Annotated in this window: 11 protein-coding genes; 10 read left to right on the top strand and 1 reads right to left on the bottom strand. The window is 34.7% G+C overall.

The window, feature by feature from the left end; genetic code table 11:
• The first annotated feature begins 47 nt into the window (after window positions 1-47).
• From ruvA to Q0951_RS02360, 8 genes are all read left to right on the top strand, one after another.
• On the top strand, window positions 48-629 hold the full coding sequence (ruvA, locus tag Q0951_RS02325) for a Holliday junction branch migration protein RuvA (RefSeq protein WP_299333752.1): 582 nt from the start codon (window positions 48-50) through the stop codon (window positions 627-629).
• A gap of 3 nt (window positions 630-632) precedes the next feature.
• The gene (gene sprA / locus Q0951_RS02330) at window positions 633-8,081 is read left to right on the top strand and encodes a cell surface protein SprA (protein ID WP_299333755.1); all 7,449 of its coding nucleotides are present in this window, start codon (window positions 633-635) and stop codon (window positions 8,079-8,081) included.
• Between the two features lie 60 nt (window positions 8,082-8,141).
• Window positions 8,142-8,522 (top strand): glycine cleavage system protein GcvH, encoded by a 381-nt coding sequence (gene gcvH, locus Q0951_RS02335; protein ID WP_299333758.1) that lies wholly within the window; start codon window positions 8,142-8,144, stop codon window positions 8,520-8,522.
• Window positions 8,494-8,877 carry a VanZ family protein gene (locus Q0951_RS02340; RefSeq protein ID WP_299333761.1) on the top strand — a complete coding sequence of 128 codons (384 nt, stop codon included), beginning with the start codon at window positions 8,494-8,496 and terminating at the stop codon, window positions 8,875-8,877. The genes gcvH and Q0951_RS02340 overlap by 29 nt, the downstream gene beginning before the upstream one ends.
• 62 nt (window positions 8,878-8,939) lie before the next feature.
• Window positions 8,940-9,665 carry an energy transducer TonB gene (locus Q0951_RS02345; RefSeq protein WP_299333764.1) on the top strand — a complete coding sequence of 242 codons (726 nt, stop codon included), beginning with the start codon at window positions 8,940-8,942 and terminating at the stop codon, window positions 9,663-9,665.
• A gap of 117 nt (window positions 9,666-9,782) precedes the next feature.
• Window positions 9,783-10,583, top strand: a complete 801-nt coding sequence (locus Q0951_RS02350; protein WP_299333767.1) for an energy transducer TonB — start codon at window positions 9,783-9,785, stop codon at window positions 10,581-10,583.
• Window positions 10,584-10,698: 115 nt separating this feature from the next.
• A complete protein-coding gene (locus tag Q0951_RS02355; RefSeq protein ID WP_299333770.1) occupies window positions 10,699-12,810 on the top strand; it encodes a gliding motility protein RemB in 2,112 nt (703 codons plus the stop codon).
• 89 nt (window positions 12,811-12,899) lie between these two features.
• Window positions 12,900-13,382: a hypothetical protein gene (locus Q0951_RS02360; RefSeq protein ID WP_299333773.1), complete on the top strand. Its 483-nt coding sequence runs from the start codon at window positions 12,900-12,902 to the stop codon at window positions 13,380-13,382.
• A 97-nt stretch (window positions 13,383-13,479) separates the two neighbouring features.
• Here Q0951_RS02360 and Q0951_RS02365 read toward each other — a convergent pair whose 3' ends face one another.
• On the bottom strand, window positions 13,480-14,364 hold the full coding sequence (locus Q0951_RS02365) for an MBL fold metallo-hydrolase (RefSeq protein WP_299333776.1): 885 nt from the start codon (window positions 14,362-14,364) through the stop codon (window positions 13,480-13,482).
• Between the two features lie 128 nt (window positions 14,365-14,492).
• On the opposite strand from Q0951_RS02365, the gene cyoE reads away from it, so the two are divergent.
• Both cyoE and Q0951_RS02375 read left to right on the top strand, forming a co-directional pair.
• The gene (gene cyoE / locus Q0951_RS02370) at window positions 14,493-15,386 is read left to right on the top strand and encodes a heme o synthase (protein WP_299333779.1); all 894 of its coding nucleotides are present in this window, start codon (window positions 14,493-14,495) and stop codon (window positions 15,384-15,386) included.
• Window positions 15,387-15,968: a cytochrome c oxidase subunit 3 gene (locus Q0951_RS02375; protein WP_299333780.1), complete on the top strand. Its 582-nt coding sequence runs from the start codon at window positions 15,387-15,389 to the stop codon at window positions 15,966-15,968. It begins immediately after the preceding gene.
• The last annotated feature ends 32 nt before the right edge of the window (window positions 15,969-16,000 follow it).

Genomic DNA, 16,000 nt, shown 5'->3' on the forward strand with positions numbered 1-16,000 from the left:
AATGTAAATAATTTTATTACATTTGAGTTTTTAACCCAAGTGAGTAAATGATCACGCATATTCAAGGAAGATTAGTTGAGAAGAATCCAACAGATGTAGTAATAGATTGCAATGGAGTTGGCTATCTTTTAAACATATCGTTACACACCTATTCTGAGATACCAGACAGTGAAGCTCTGAAGTTATATTCTCATTTAATAGTTAGAGAAGATTCTCATACATTATTTGGGTTTTCATCAATAGCTGAGCGCGAAATTTTTAAACTTTTAATATCTGTTAGTGGCATTGGAGCAAATACTGCAAGAACAATGCTATCCTCACTATCTCCGCAACAAGTTAAAGAAGGAATTGCCCATGGAGATGTTGCCTTAATTCAATCAATAAAAGGGATTGGAGCCAAAACCGCAGCTCGTGTTATATTAGATCTAAAAGACAAAGTGCTTAAAGTTTACGATATAGATGAAGTTTCTGTTAATAAAAACAATACAAATAGAGATGAAGCGTTATCTGCTTTAGAAGTTTTAGGATTTGCTAAAAAGCAGTCCGAACGAATTGTGGATAAAATTGTGTCTCAACAACCTGATGCAAGTGTAGAATCAATTATTAAAGAAGCTTTAAAAAATTTATAAAATTTGATTACAACTAACTTTACTTTATCAAAATCATATCGCCTTATTGTTGCCCTTGTATTTGTATTGGTTAGTGGTCTAGGCTACGCTCAAACCAATCCTGCTACTCAAGATTCAACCAAAACGGGCTTCTCATTAGGTAAATTAAGCATACCAAATCCTCAGAGTATTGTTTCAAAATATACCTACGACCCTATCACAGATAGATACATTTACACCGAAAAAGTTGGAAGTTTCAATATCAATTATCCTATTATTTTAACACCTGCAGAATTTCAAAAACTCATCTTACTTGAACAGCAGCAAATGTATTACAAGCAAAAAATTGATGCTGCCGACGGGAAAAAAGATGGTGCAGAGGAAGAACGTAGAAATTTATTACCTGAGTTTTATGTCAACTCAGGATTTTTTGAAACACTTTTTGGAGGAAATACTATTGAAGTAATTCCACAAGGTTCTGCAGAGGTAGACTTAGGAATATTATTTACGAAGCAAGATAATCCAACATTTTCTCCAAGGAACCGAAGTAATTTCACATTTGATTTCGATCAACGTATTAGCGTTAGTTTATTAGGTAAAGTAGGAACACGTTTACAGGTAACTGCTAATTATGATACCGAATCAACTTTTGACTTTCAACAATTAACAAAGTTAGAATATACACCAACGGAAGATGATATTGTTAGAAAGATTGAAGTTGGTAACGTAAATATGCCTCTTAACAGCTCATTGATCACAGGAGCTCAAAGTTTATTTGGTGTTAAGACTGAATTACAATTCGGAAAAACTACAGTAACTGCAATTTTCTCGGAACAACGTTCGCAATCGCAATCAGTCGTTGCGCAAGGTGGCGGAACTTTAGAGGAGTTTGAGTTTTTTGCAAGAGATTATGATGAGAATAGACACTATTTCTTAGCACAGTATTTTAGAAATACCTATGATGAAGCCATGCTTCGTTATCCATTTATTAATAACAATATTCAGGTCACCAGAATTGAAGTATGGGTAACAAACAGAAGTAACCAAACCGACAATGTTAGAAATGTTGTCGCATTTCAGGATTTAGGTGAGTTTGAAACTATCGGACTTAATGGTGGTGTAGCTCCTCCAGGTTTTATAAATGCCGCAGGTTCTGAATTTCCAGATAATGATAATAATGCTTTTGATCCAACTGATATTGGTAATGCAGGTTCTTTTCTGTCGCCTGCAGTTAGAGATATCACAACAGTAGAACAAGGGATCTTAACTACAGCAAATGAAGGGTTTGACTTTGGAAAATTAGAAAATGCTAGAAAACTGGAACAAGGAAGAGATTATACACTCAATCAACAACTAGGTTATATATCCTTAAGCCAGCGTTTATTAAATGATGAAATTCTAGCTGTCGCTTTTCAGTATACAGTTGGAGGAGAAGTATATCAAGTAGGAGAGTTTGCCAATGATGGTGTTAATTCTACTGCTTCAGGTAATGATGTTGATGCAGATGGTATTCCAAATGATATCGATTCAGATGTTGATGGCGATGGAACTATTGATAATGGACCAGATACTGATAATGATGGTATTAATGATACAGGTGATGCAGATATTGATGGTGATGGAACTATTGATAATGGACCTGATGTTGATGGCAATGGTATTAACGATACTTTTGTGTCTGTTCAGGAAGGTTCTAGTCAGAGTCTTATGGTAAAAATGCTGAAGAGTCCTATTACAGATGTTAATCAGCCTATCTGGGATCTGATGATGAAAAACATCTACGACACTGGAGCATTTCAACTAGATCAAGACGATTTCAGACTAAATATATTCTATACTGAAGCCTCTCCTCTAAATTATATAGCGCCTGTAGATGGAACTGCATTTCCAGTATTTGAGAACAACACACCTTTTGATACAACAGATGATGGAGAAATTCTCGATACACCATTAATTAGGCTATTCCATTTAGACCGATTAAATTTTAATAATGATCCGCAAGCAGGTGGAGATGGATTTTTTGATTTTGTTCAAGGGCAAACGGTTCTGGCAGAAAACGGAAAGATCATTTTTACAAAAGTTGAACCATTTGGTCGATATTTATTTGATATTCTTGATGACGATGGAAACCCAAATAACAATGATGCCGATTACGAATTAGAAACCTATACCAACTTAAATCAAGAGAAGTACGTTTACGACATTCTCTACAAGCAAACAAAAACAGCTGCTTTAGATGAAGCTGAAAAAAATAAATTCCAGATTAAAGGACGTTATAAATCCTCAGGAGGAGATGGTATTCCTCTAGGCGCTTTCAATGTGCCAAGAGGCTCTGTGATTGTTACTGCAGGAGGACGAACACTTGTAGAAGGTCAGGACTATACAGTAAATTACCAGATTGGTCGTGTTTATATTATTGATGAAGCCCTGAAATCATCCAATATTCCTATAAATGTTTCTGTTGAAAACAATGCTGTATTTGGGCAACAAACCAGACGATTTACTGGAATTAATGTTGAGCATCAATTCAATGAGAATTTTGTATTGGGAGCTACGCTTTTGAATTTGAACGAACGTCCAATTACCCAAAAAGCTAACTATAATACAGAGCCAATTAATAACACCATTTTTGGATTTAATGGAAATTTCTCTACCGAAGTTCCTTTTTTTACAAGATTAGTTAATAAGCTTCCAAACATCGATACTGATGCGCCTTCAAATCTTTCTGTAAGAGGAGAGTTTGCATATTTGGCGCCAGGTGCTCCAAAAGGAACCGATTTCAATAATGAGGCAACTGCTTATGTTGATGATTTTGAAGGAACTCAAGGTGCTATCGATCTGTTATCACCTCAATCCTGGTTTCTTTCAAGTAGACCAAGAAACTTAGGTAAGATTTATGGTGGATTTGGTGATGAGGATGGCATCGGAATTCAAAATGGATTTGATAGAGCCTTTTTGAACTGGTACACCATTGATCCAATTTTCTATAGCAATCAACGACCAGGAGATATAAGTGATGAAGACGTGTCAGATTTATATACAAGACGCGTTTTTATCGATGAGGTTTTTCCTGAACTGGATATTGCTCAAGGACAAACAACAGTAATCAACACTCTTGATTTGGTATATTATCCTACTGAAAGAGGACCATACAATTTTGATCCTACTGCAGTTGGAGATAATTTGAATCCAGATGATAGCTGGGCTGGAATCACCAGACAAATCACTTCAACAGATTTTGAACAAGCCAATGTAGAATACATAGAGTTTTGGTTGCAAGATCCTTTCTTAAACAATGCACCAGGAACAGGTGCTCCAGGAAAACTGTTTATTAATTTAGGTAACATTTCAGAAGATGTCTTAAAAGATGGTAAAAAGCAATATGAAAATGGATTACCAGAAGATGGTGACATTACACCTCTACTTCCAGAAACAGCATATCAAACGGTTGTGCCAAGGAACCAATCATTAATTTATACCTTCTCAACAGGAGGGGATCAACGATCTAATCAGGATGTTGGGTATGATGGATATGACGATACCGAAGAGATTGCAAGATTTGGAGGAGCTTTTGGAGAAGATCCAGCTAAAGATAATTATACATACTACTTAAATACAGAAGGAAATATCTTTGAGCGTTACAAGAAGTATAACGGTCTACAAGGAAATTCACCAGATGTATTTACAGATACCAATCGTGGATCAACGCCTCAACCAGATGTTGAGGATATCAACAGAGATAACACCATGAACACGATTGATAGTTATTTCCAATATGAAGTAGATATTGATCCAACAACATTAAACGAAAACAACCCTCAAATTAATGATGTAAAGCAGCGTACAGTTACCTTGCCAAATGGTCAAACTGAAGATGTGACTTGGTATCAGTTTAGAATTCCTATTGGTGAAGGTCCAGCTAGAACAGCTGTTGGAGGTATATCAGATATTAGATCAGTGCGTTTTGCACGTTTATTCTTGACTGATTTTGCAGAGACAACGGTATTGCGTTTTGCTACTTTAGATTTGGTTAGAAGTGATTGGAGACGTTACACCTTAACCTTGGATGAGGAACCTAATAATGATAATGATAATACCGAATTTACTGTTGGTGTTGTAGGTCTTCAGGAAAATGATGGTAACTATGTATTGCCACCAGGTGTTGTTTTAGAACAGTTGAATAACAATAATAATATTATCAGGCAAAATGAACAATCCTTACAACTTGAAGTTTGCGATTTAGAGCCTGAAGATTCCAGAGGTGTATTCAAAAATATCAATGTAGATATGCGTCAGTATAATAAACTACGAATGTTTATTCATGCTGAACAAGGTGAAACCGGAATGCTTAATGATGGCGATCTGGTTGGTTTTATTAGAATGGGTAATGACTTTACCCAAAACTACTATCAAATAGAAGTACCTTTACAAGTATCATCAGGTATGGCATCACCTGAATCTGTTTGGCCAGAAGTAAATGAGATAAGTATAGAGCTTGATGTTTTGGAGCAAATGAAATCTTTAGGTATTGCCAACGGAACATTAGCCAATATAGACCCAACATTCTATGATGTTGTTGGCGGACAATTAAATGAGGTAGCAGAATTTGACCCTTACACTATTGGTCAGCAAAGAATAGCCATAAAAGGAAATCCAAACTTTGGTGAAGTAAGAGTACTCATGGTTGGAGTTAAAAATTCAGGTAATAGTGGTATGGATGCATGTGGAGAAATTTGGTTTAATGAACTCCGACTTGCAGATCTAGATAATGAAGGTGGTTGGGCAGCAGTTGCTGGACTAGATGCCAACTTTGCAGATTTTGCTAACGTTAGTGCAACAGGACGAAAAAGTACTATTGGCTTTGGTTCCGTAGAACAAAGACCGAATGAAAGAAGTCGAGAAGATGTTGAACAATATGATATTGTTACTAATCTTAATTTAGGACAATTACTTCCGAAGAAATGGGGCATTCAATTACCTTTCAACTACGCTGTTGGTGAACAGATTATTACACCAGAATACGATGAATTCTACAGAGATATAAAGCTTCAAACCCAATTAGATAATACAACCAATCAGGATTCTATATTAAAGGTCAACGAGAATTATACCAAGCGAAAGAGTATCAATTTTATTGGTGTTAGGAAAAATAGAACTACTGATAAGAAGCCGCGCTTTTACGATGTTGAAAATTTAACTTTTAATTACTCTTATAATAAAGAAGAGCGACGTGATTTTGAAATTGAACGTTCACTAAGTCAGAATGTAAGGGCTGGAGTAAACTACAATTACAGCTTCGAGCCTTTAACGATAGAGCCTTTTAAAAAGAACGACTCCTTGTTTACAGGTAAGTATTGGAAAATCCTTAAAGACTTTAATTTCAATCCAATTCCAACGAGTTTTTCAGTTAATACAGATATCATTCGTCAGTTTAATAAACAAAAATTTAGAGAGGTTGATCTTACAGGAGATAATATTGGTTTAGAAGAATTATTCCGAAGAAATTATAATTTCAACACACAATATGTTCTAAATTACAACTTGACAAAAGCCTTAAGTTTAAACTTTACAGCAGCCAATACCAATATTGTCAGGAATTATTTTGTTGACGATGTTCTTAATGGTAGACAAGATCCAAATTTAGATGTTTGGGATGGATTCTTTGATCTTGGAGATCCTAACATTCAAAATCAGCAATTACAGGTCAATTACGAAATACCTCTTTATAAGATTCCTACCTTGAGCTTTATGCGTGCTACATATTCGTACACAGGAGATTTTCAGTGGCAAAAAGGTTCTGATCTTAATAGTAATTTACCAATTGAGAATGAAGATGGATCATTTACCAATTATAATCTGGGTAACTCAATTCAAAATGCAAACACCCATAATATCAACTCTACTTTTAATTTAGAGACACTATATAAGTATGTAGGACTGACTAAAAAGAATAATAAAAATGCCAGAAGTCGTCGTAGCGCTACACCAGGAGCTTTGACTAAAGACGGAAAAACGCCTGCTGCAAAAGATGGAGCTAATGCTGCTAATAGTAATAAAAAAGGCGCTGGTTCTAAAATTTTAGATGGAGCCATTGATCTATTAACAGCTGTTAAACGGGTTCAAATAAACTATACAGAAAACAATGGTACGTTTTTACCTGGATACTTAAGAACACCTGGTTTCATAGGGACATTTAGACCAACATTAGGATATACATTTGGTAGCCAAAGAGATATTAGAGATTTAGTAGCTAGAAATGGTTGGCTGACTATTTTCCCAGATTTCAATCAACAGTATAGTGAAGTGACTAATAGAATCCTTGATATTTCAGCCGACGTGGAGTTTATAAAAGACTTAAATATAGATCTTACAGGTGGTCGCGTATACTCTGAAAACACCACGCAAAATTTCAATGCTACAGATTTAGATGGAGATGGGTTGAGTGATACTTATAATAGACTGATCACTAATTCCTTCGGAAACTTTAATATTTCAACCGCTTTAATAAAAACAGCATTCAGTAAGAGTGACGAAAACCAATCTGCTGCCTTTGAAGATTTCAGAGCTAACAGGTTAATTGTTGCAAGACGATTAGCGAGAAACTTTTATGGAAACAATAACTTTGCCGTTGATGCTGAAGGGTATCCACTTGGATTTGGAAAAAATAGTCAATCGGTCTTGATACCATCATTTTTAGCTGCTTACAAAGGGTCAAATCCTGAAAAAATCAGTTTATCTGCCTTTAGAGATATTCCAATACCAAACTGGCAGTTAAAGTATACTGGTTTTATGAAAATGAAGTGGTTTAAAAAGAATTTTAAACGTTTTTCTATTACTCATGGATACCGTTCTAGTTATACCATCAATCAATTTAGAACTAACTTAGATCTAGATCCAACGTTGTTACAACCTGGAGTAGAATATGAAAATCAAAACCCTGATGTATTAGATCAATCAGGAAACTTTAAGAATGCTACAGTCTTCAGTAATATCAATTTAGAAGAAAGTTTTAGTCCGTTATTTCGATTAGACTTCGAGATGAAGAATTCTGTAAAAGTATTGGCTGAGATGCGTAGAGATAGAATCCTTTCGTTAAGTTTTGATAATAACCTTCTTACAGAGATTCGTGGGAACGAGTATATCTTAGGTTTGGGTTATAGAATCAAGGATTTACGTATTCGTTCTAAGCTTGCAGGTCCAAGGCAAGTCATAAAAAGTGATTTAGACATGAGAGCTGATATTTCAGTAAGAAATAATAAAACCATTATTAGATATCTGGATATTGAGAACAATCAAATTACTCAAGGTCAAACTATTTGGGGATTAAAATATTCTGCTCAATATGCATTTAGTAAAAATCTCACAGCTATTTTCTACTTTGATTATACATTCTCAGAATATGAAATATCTACTGCATTTCCACAAACAACAGTAAGGTCTGGATTTACATTACGTTACAATTTTGGAAATTAAGTAGTAATTAAAGTCTAAAAAAATTACATTTGTAGCTATACAATAATTTTAATTTAAAAGATGAATATACCATCAGACTTAAAGTACACTAAAGACCACGAGTGGGTTAAAATTGAAGGTGATACAGCCTTAGTTGGCATTACAGATTTCGCTCAAGGCGAGTTAGGAGATATTGTTTACGTTGAAGTGGAAACAGTAGATGAAACTTTAGATATAGAAGAAGTTTTTGGTACTGTAGAAGCGGTAAAAACAGTTTCTGATCTGTTCCTGCCTTTATCTGGAGAGATTGTTGAATTTAATGAGAATCTTGAAGATGAACCAGAGAAAGTAAATTCTGATCCATATGGTGACGGTTGGATGATTAAAATTAAATTTTCTGACGCTTCAGAAATAGATAGTTTAATGTCTGCCGATGATTACAAAGCTCTTATTGGTGCTTAAAAGATGGGCTCTGCCTCTAGTTATTATATATGCTATAGCTCTAACAATTGGGAGTTTGATGCATTTAAAAGATATGCCTAGTTTAGGGTCTTCTTTTGATGATAAAATTTACCATCTTGTCGCTTATATCATATTTACATTTCTAGTTTATAATTTTTGTGTGACAAAAAAATACAGTAAAGTCATTTTTATATCAGCTATAACTGTGACTATCTATGGCATCATTATTGAGGTATTACAATTTGTACTGACGTCTCACAGAACCTTTGATTTCTATGATGCACTTGCAAATGCTTCAGGAGCAATTTTTGCAGCAGTATTGTTGAAATATCAACATAAGCTAAAGTTAAATTAAATTAAATAGCTTGCTTTTTTGACAAATTATTGGTTAATTTAGCATTCTTAAACCGAAAAAAAATGGAACCGAAAAAAAGTACTAAAGCAGACGTAAGTAGAAATAGTTCTCTCTATTTTGCTGTTGGTCTTGCATTAATGTTGGCTTTAACGTACATGACAATTAATTACAAGTCTTATGAGAAAGAAGCCATTGATATTGGACAATTAGATCTTGAAGATCTTGAAGAAGAAGAAATTCCAATTACTCAACAGGAAATAGTTCCACCTCCACCACCTCCACCACCTCCAGTTGTACCAGAGGAAATTGAGATTGTTGAAGATGAAAAAGAAATCGAGGAAACAGTTATTGAATCTACTGAAACCGATCAGGAAGAAGAGATTGTTGAAGTTGAAGAAATTGAAGTAGAAGAAGTAGAAGAAGATATTGATGTACCGTTTAACGTTATTGAAAATGTTCCTATTTTTCCTGGATGTGAAAAAGAAAAAGGTAACAATGCTAAGAAGCAATGTATGTCTGATAAGATTGCCAAATTTGTAAATAAAAAGTTTAATACTGAGCTTGCAGGTGATCTTGGTTTATCAGGAAGACAACGTATCAATGTAATCTTTAAAATAGATAAAACTGGAAATATTGTTGGTATTCAGGCAAGAGCACCACATCCAGGTTTAGAAAAAGAAGCAAAACGTGTTATTGGATTGCTTCCAAAAATGAAGCCAGGTAAACAAAGAGGTAAGCCAGTAAACGTGCCTTACTCTTTACCTATCTTATTTCAGGTTCAAGACTAGATATTTATATAGCATATCATAAAATTTCAAAATCCCATCTAATTAATTAGATGGGATTTTTACTTTGGTATGCTTATTGTGATTTTCTCATAATATTAACATTTTAACTTAAGTATTATGAAAGATTTAAAAAAATCGCACAATATTGCTGGTCAGAGCAATACAAGTGTGCGAAAATCACACAAGCACGATGCAAATTTACAAAAAAACTCTACGCTGTATTTTCAAATTGGACTCATCTTATGTTTACTAGGCTCTTATGGTATCCTAGAAATGAAGTTTGAGACTACCACTTACGAGAAGGAAATTGTCTTCTTAGATCCAAATGAGGATGTATACCACATGCCAGATTTTATTATCGAGCCAGAGACTCCAGTTCAAAAAAAGCAAAAACAAAAGAAAACTAGAATTATAAAACCTCCAGTAATAGTTGACAACAATTACAATGATATAGAACCAACCGATCTCATTACAGATCCAGTTCCTGTTTCAGATCCTATTATTGATCCTAATAGCTTAACAACACCAGAAAAACCTGAGGACGATATTCCTGCACCAGAGTATTACACTTTAAAAGGTGTAGAAGTTGTTCCTATTTATCCAGGTTGTGAAAAGAAAATCACAAATGAAGAGCGTGTAAAATGCATGAGTGAAAAAATTGGAAAACTCGTACAAAAGAAATTTGATACAGGTTTAGCCTCAGAATATGGTTTGTCAGGACTACAACGTATCAATGTGCAATTCAAAATTGATGCCAATGGTCAGGTAACAGAGATTCTTACCAGAGCACCACATCCAGGTCTTGAAAAAGAAGCGGAACGCGTTACTAAAAAGATTCCTCAAATGAAACCAGGTCTTCAGAGAAAAAAGCCTGTTTCAGTAGTATATAATTTACCAATAGTTTTTAAAGTGAATTAACATTACACTAGCATTATTATAAAGACAGTCTGATGAAAATTTTTAGACTGTCTTTTTTATGAGTTGCATTTTGAAAAAAATGGTATCTTTCGGCAACTAATGATGCGCTTACTTTATGAAGAATTGCTTCTTAATCTTTTTTTTGTTTTCATTTTGCTTATTATCTGCACAGGATCTTTCAGATTCAGCAAAACCTCCAGTATTTCCAGGATGTGAATCTCAGCCACTAGAAGAGTTGAAGACTTGCTTAAATAATAAAATGAACTCCTACATTTTTAACAACTTCAAAGTACCTCAAGTGGCTTTGGATAATAATTACAAAGGAGAAGTCAATGTGCTTTTTGAAGTTGACAAAGAAGGCGTGATTTCGATACTTTACATTGATGCCGTTTACGAAGAACTTAAGGATGAGGCAAAACGTATTTTTGACGCATTGCCAAAATTAACTCCAGGAACTTATAATGGACGACCTACATTTTATCAATACTCATTAGGAATTGACATTCCACTTGTTGATCCAGCCGAAATTCAAACTAAGCAAGAAGAGCAATCAGCATTAGATATCACATCTGAAACTGATTTAAATGCAGATGTAAGTGATGAGTTTGATAGTGTTAATGATAGCATTGTTAAATACGAAAAACTGGAATATAGTAGTCAGCTTAATATTCCATTTACTCATAATTATTACGCTCGATTTGACCAACAAATGAATGGATTGGGAACTAATAGCCATACTGCAGCTAAACCTTTTATATACGAAGACGTAGCTGCCTATTACGATTTTAAAGCCGAAAAACAAGCATTAGTTAAAGGCTCTGATGGCTGGTGGAGTAGAAAACTATGGAACGAGCATTTAGTTGAAGTTCAAGGGAAAAACTATTGGTTTACCGTTGATCCGGTATTCGATCTCCAGTTAGGTAAAGATTCTGAGGCCGATTTTAGTACAACTTACAATAATACCAGAGGGATATATATCCAAGCAGGTTTAGGAAAGAAATTTAATTTCACAACAACTATTTACGAAAGTCAAGGGCGATTTGCTCAATACTTTAATGATTATGCCAATGCACTCGCTGCTTCGGAAAATGAACCTATTGTTCCTGGTAGAGGTCTAGCAAAACGATTTAAAGATCGAGGTTTTGATTATCCTGTAGCTGAAGCGTATTTATCCTACACACCTGCAAAATTCTTAAATATTCAATTTGGACATGGTAAGAATTTTATAGGTGATGGTTACAGGTCGCTTTTACAGAGCGATGCTACTAGTCCGTATCCTTTCTTGAAACTCAATACAAAGTTCTGGAAAATAAAATATACCAATACCTGGATGTGGCTAAGAGATGTTAGAGCAGAGGTTACAGAAGATGGTGCCTTTTTAACCAAATATATGGCTAACCATTATTTGAGTTGGAATGTGTCTAAGCGTTTAAATATTGGTTTATTCGAATCTGTACTTTGGTCTAATGATAATGACAGGGGCTTTGATATCAATTATCTTAATCCAGTCATATTTTATAGAGCTATTGAATTTTCTACAGGTCAAGATGCTGGAAACGCTATTTTAGGAGCTTCAGCAAAATACAAATGGAATAATAAAGTCAACTTATACGGACAATTTATTCTTGATGAATTTTCGCTAAATGATATAACTGGAGGTGAGAAAAGTTGGAAAAATAAGTTTGGTTACCAATTAGGTGTAAAATATTTTGATGCCTTTAAGGTCGATAATTTATTGCTACAGATAGAATACAACAGAGTAAGACCTTATACCTATTCGCATAATTCTATTGTATTAAACTATGCTCATAACAACCAACCTATGGCGCATCTTTGGGGAGCCAACTTTAGTGAAGCGATAGTGATAGGTCGTTATAATTACAGACGTTGGTTTGCCGATGCGAAGTTGATCTTTGGAAAGCGAGGTTTTGACTTTAATGATGGAACAGACTTTGCTAATTATGGAAGTAATATTTACAGAAGTGAAGACGACCGAAATGCTGATACAGGAATAACCGTCGGACAAGGAAATACTACAAATGTATTTCAGGCTGATCTTGGAGGAGGATATATTATTAATCCAGTAACTAACTTGAGATTGTTTGCTAATATTACTTTTAGAAACTATAATCCAGAGGCCGATACTTCAGCTGCTTTAAATACTAATACGACATGGTTTACTGTTGGTGTAAGAACTGATTTGTTTAACTGGTATAATGATTTTTAAGCGTTTTATCAATGATTATTTACAGTTGATATTCCTTTTAACATAGTTGTATAAAAATTAGTTTAAGTTTGTTTAAAATAAATCTGATTATGAAATACGTTAAAATCCTAACCCTACTTATATGCAGTTCAGTTCTCTTTTTTTATGGATGTAATGAAAAAAGTAAAACACCTGAGCAAAAGACAGAAAAGTCAGCAGACGTTTCAGAAACATCTAAAGCAACAACTCCACCTAAGACAAAAGAACCTGCTCAAAATGCTAGTGGTGTTTGGCACTATACCTGTAGAATGGGTTGCTCCGGAGGTGCTGGATCAGCTGTTAAATGTGCAACTTGTGGGATTGTTTTAGCCCATAATACAGCGTATCACGCCAAAGCGAATAGTACAACAGATAACTCTCCGTTTGCGACTCCTACTGCAGCAAACAAGACTACTAAAACTCCAGAGCCAGCTCAAAATGCCGCAGGTGTTTGGCATTATACCTGTGCTAATGGACATCCAGGTGGCGCAGGATCTGCAGTAGCTTGTTCAACATGTAGTACAACATTGACGCATAACCAAGGGTATCATTAGTCTCACTAGAAGAGTTTAAGTGTAATTTAATAATAACTATTACAGTTTTTTATTATAATTGGTATTATTTGAGAGAGTAGTAAAAGGCTTTCTTTTGTTATTCTTTCAAACTGACATAAAACGTTCGGCGAATTTTTTCGGAGTTAATAAAGCCTGTTCCGTAACCAAGTTCATCATAAGTTTTGGTGATGGCTTCATTTTTAGCCACTTCATCTTCGGTTTTTCCTGCTTTAATTTCAGCAATAATAGAGGTTCTCAATGCTTCAAGCATCTTTAAAAAAGAAGTGTATTCAGCTTTATTGGATAAATTACCATGCCCTGGAATAATTTTGGTATCATCATCAATAAGTTGGAGTCCGAGTTTTGCTGCGGAAATGTAACCATCAACACTTCCACCAGCGTTTAAATCAATATAGGGATAGCGACCTTTAAAATAAGTGTCACCTGTATGGAGGACATTACTGTCGGTAAAATACAATAAGGCATCTCCATCTGTATGCGCATTTCCAACATGAAACACACCTATTTTTTCGCCATTGATGTGCAAGCTCAATTCATCATTAAATGTAACTACAGGTAATGCCGCCTCAGGCTGATTAGTGCCATCACGCTTTTTTGTTGTCGCCATACGTTGCCTTACGTTATCGTGGGCAACTATAGTAGCACCTAACTTTTGCATGTTCTCATTTCCGCCGGTATGATCACCATGATAGTGGGTGTTGACTAAAAATGTAATCTTTTTATCGCTTAATTGCTTTATGGCTGTATTGATTTTTTCAGTTAGTGGTGCGAATTGATCATCAATAATAAATACGCCATCGTCTCCTATTGAAACTCCAATATTTCCACCAGCACCAACAAGCATGTACACATAATCTGAAACTTGAATGGTTTCAATCTTAACATCGTCAAATCGTTGAGCGTTAGTAGAATTTGTGAAGTATAAAAAAGCAATTGAAAGTAAGCAAAAGATACGTTGCATAAAATAAATGGTTTAAACTAGAGTCTCATAAAGATACTCAAACTTACAACGCCTTTATTTATTTGTGAATAGAATTGTCCAAAAGCTTTTTTCAGAGTATCTTTGCAAACGCAATAAAATCAAGTGTATTGAGTACTGCAAAAACATCTATTCCAAAAGCATCTGTAATCTCCGATTTCAAGGACATTACTAAAATGAGACTCTCAATAAGTGTAGTGTTTTCAGCACTTGCTGGATATTTGCTTGGTGCTATTGAAGTTGATCTGTATACATTGGTCTTATTGGCTTTTGGTGGTTACTTCATGGTAGGAGCCTCTAATGCATTTAATCAAATTATTGAAAAAGATCTGGATGCATTGATGGATCGTACTAAGAATCGACCAGTTCCTGCTGGACGAATGAGTAAGCAATCGGCATTTATAATCGCAACACTTTTTACTATTTCAGGAATAGTAGTGCTTTATATTATTAATGAGCGCACTGCAATGTATGGTGCAATTTCGATTTTTCTCTACACTTGTGTGTATACACCTTTGAAAACAAAAACGCCATTGGCTGTGTTTGTTGGTGCAATTCCAGGAGCGATTCCGTTCATGTTAGGATGGGTTGCAGCTAGAAATGACTTTGGAATAGAGCCAGGTACTCTATTCGCCTTACAATTCTTTTGGCAATTTCCTCACTTCTGGGCCATTGGATGGTTCTTGTTCGAGGATTATGAAAAAGGTGGTTTTTATATGCTACCTACAGGAAAACGAGATAAAGGAACAGCAGTGCAAACCATAATGTATACCATCTGGACTATTTTAATATCTATTATTCCTGTATTTGGAGTTACAGGAGATTTGAAATTGTCGATTGTTGCGGCAGTTATTGTGTTTTTGCTCGGAATGGTAATGCTTTATTATGCATTTGAGCTATTTAAGAAGCGAACAGCTAAAGCTGCGAAACAATTGATGCTGTCTAGTGTATCATACATCACTCTATTGCAAATAGTATATGTTGTAGATAAATTTATAAGATAAATGGATTTAACCGAAGGAACAATAAAAGAAAAAAATGATAGAGCCAAACGAATGATGCTTTGGTTTGGGATCATATCTCTAATCATGTCATTTGCTGGATTGACCAGTGCTGTTTTAGTAAGTAGAAAACGCGAAGATTGGTTACAAGATTTTGAGATGCCTCAAGCATTTTTAATAAGTTGTATCATTATTGTTATTAGTAGTATTACGTTTATTTTGGCTAAGCGAGCTCTAAAAGCTAATAATCGAGGTTTAACAACGTCAATGCTATTGCTTACATTTGGATTGGGAATAGCTTTTATTGCCAGTCAGTTTTATGGATTTGGACAAATTGTAGATTCAGGCTATTATTTTACTGGAGAAACGTCTAATGTGACCATGAGTTTTATTTATGTAATTGCTTTTGTGCATATTTTACACGTTGTGGCAGGACTCATTTCATTATTGGTCGTAATTTATAATCATTTTAAACAAAAATATACAGCTACAGAATTATTAGGTATGGAACTCTCTGCTACCTTTTGGCATTTTATTGATATACTGTGGTTGTTCCTATTTTTCTTTTTAGCCTATTTGGTTTAAATTATAGATCATTTTTTTAAGCTAAAAGCTAC

Source organism: uncultured Psychroserpens sp. (genome assembly GCF_947501425.1).
Lineage (GTDB): Bacteria > Bacteroidota > Bacteroidia > Flavobacteriales > Flavobacteriaceae > Psychroserpens.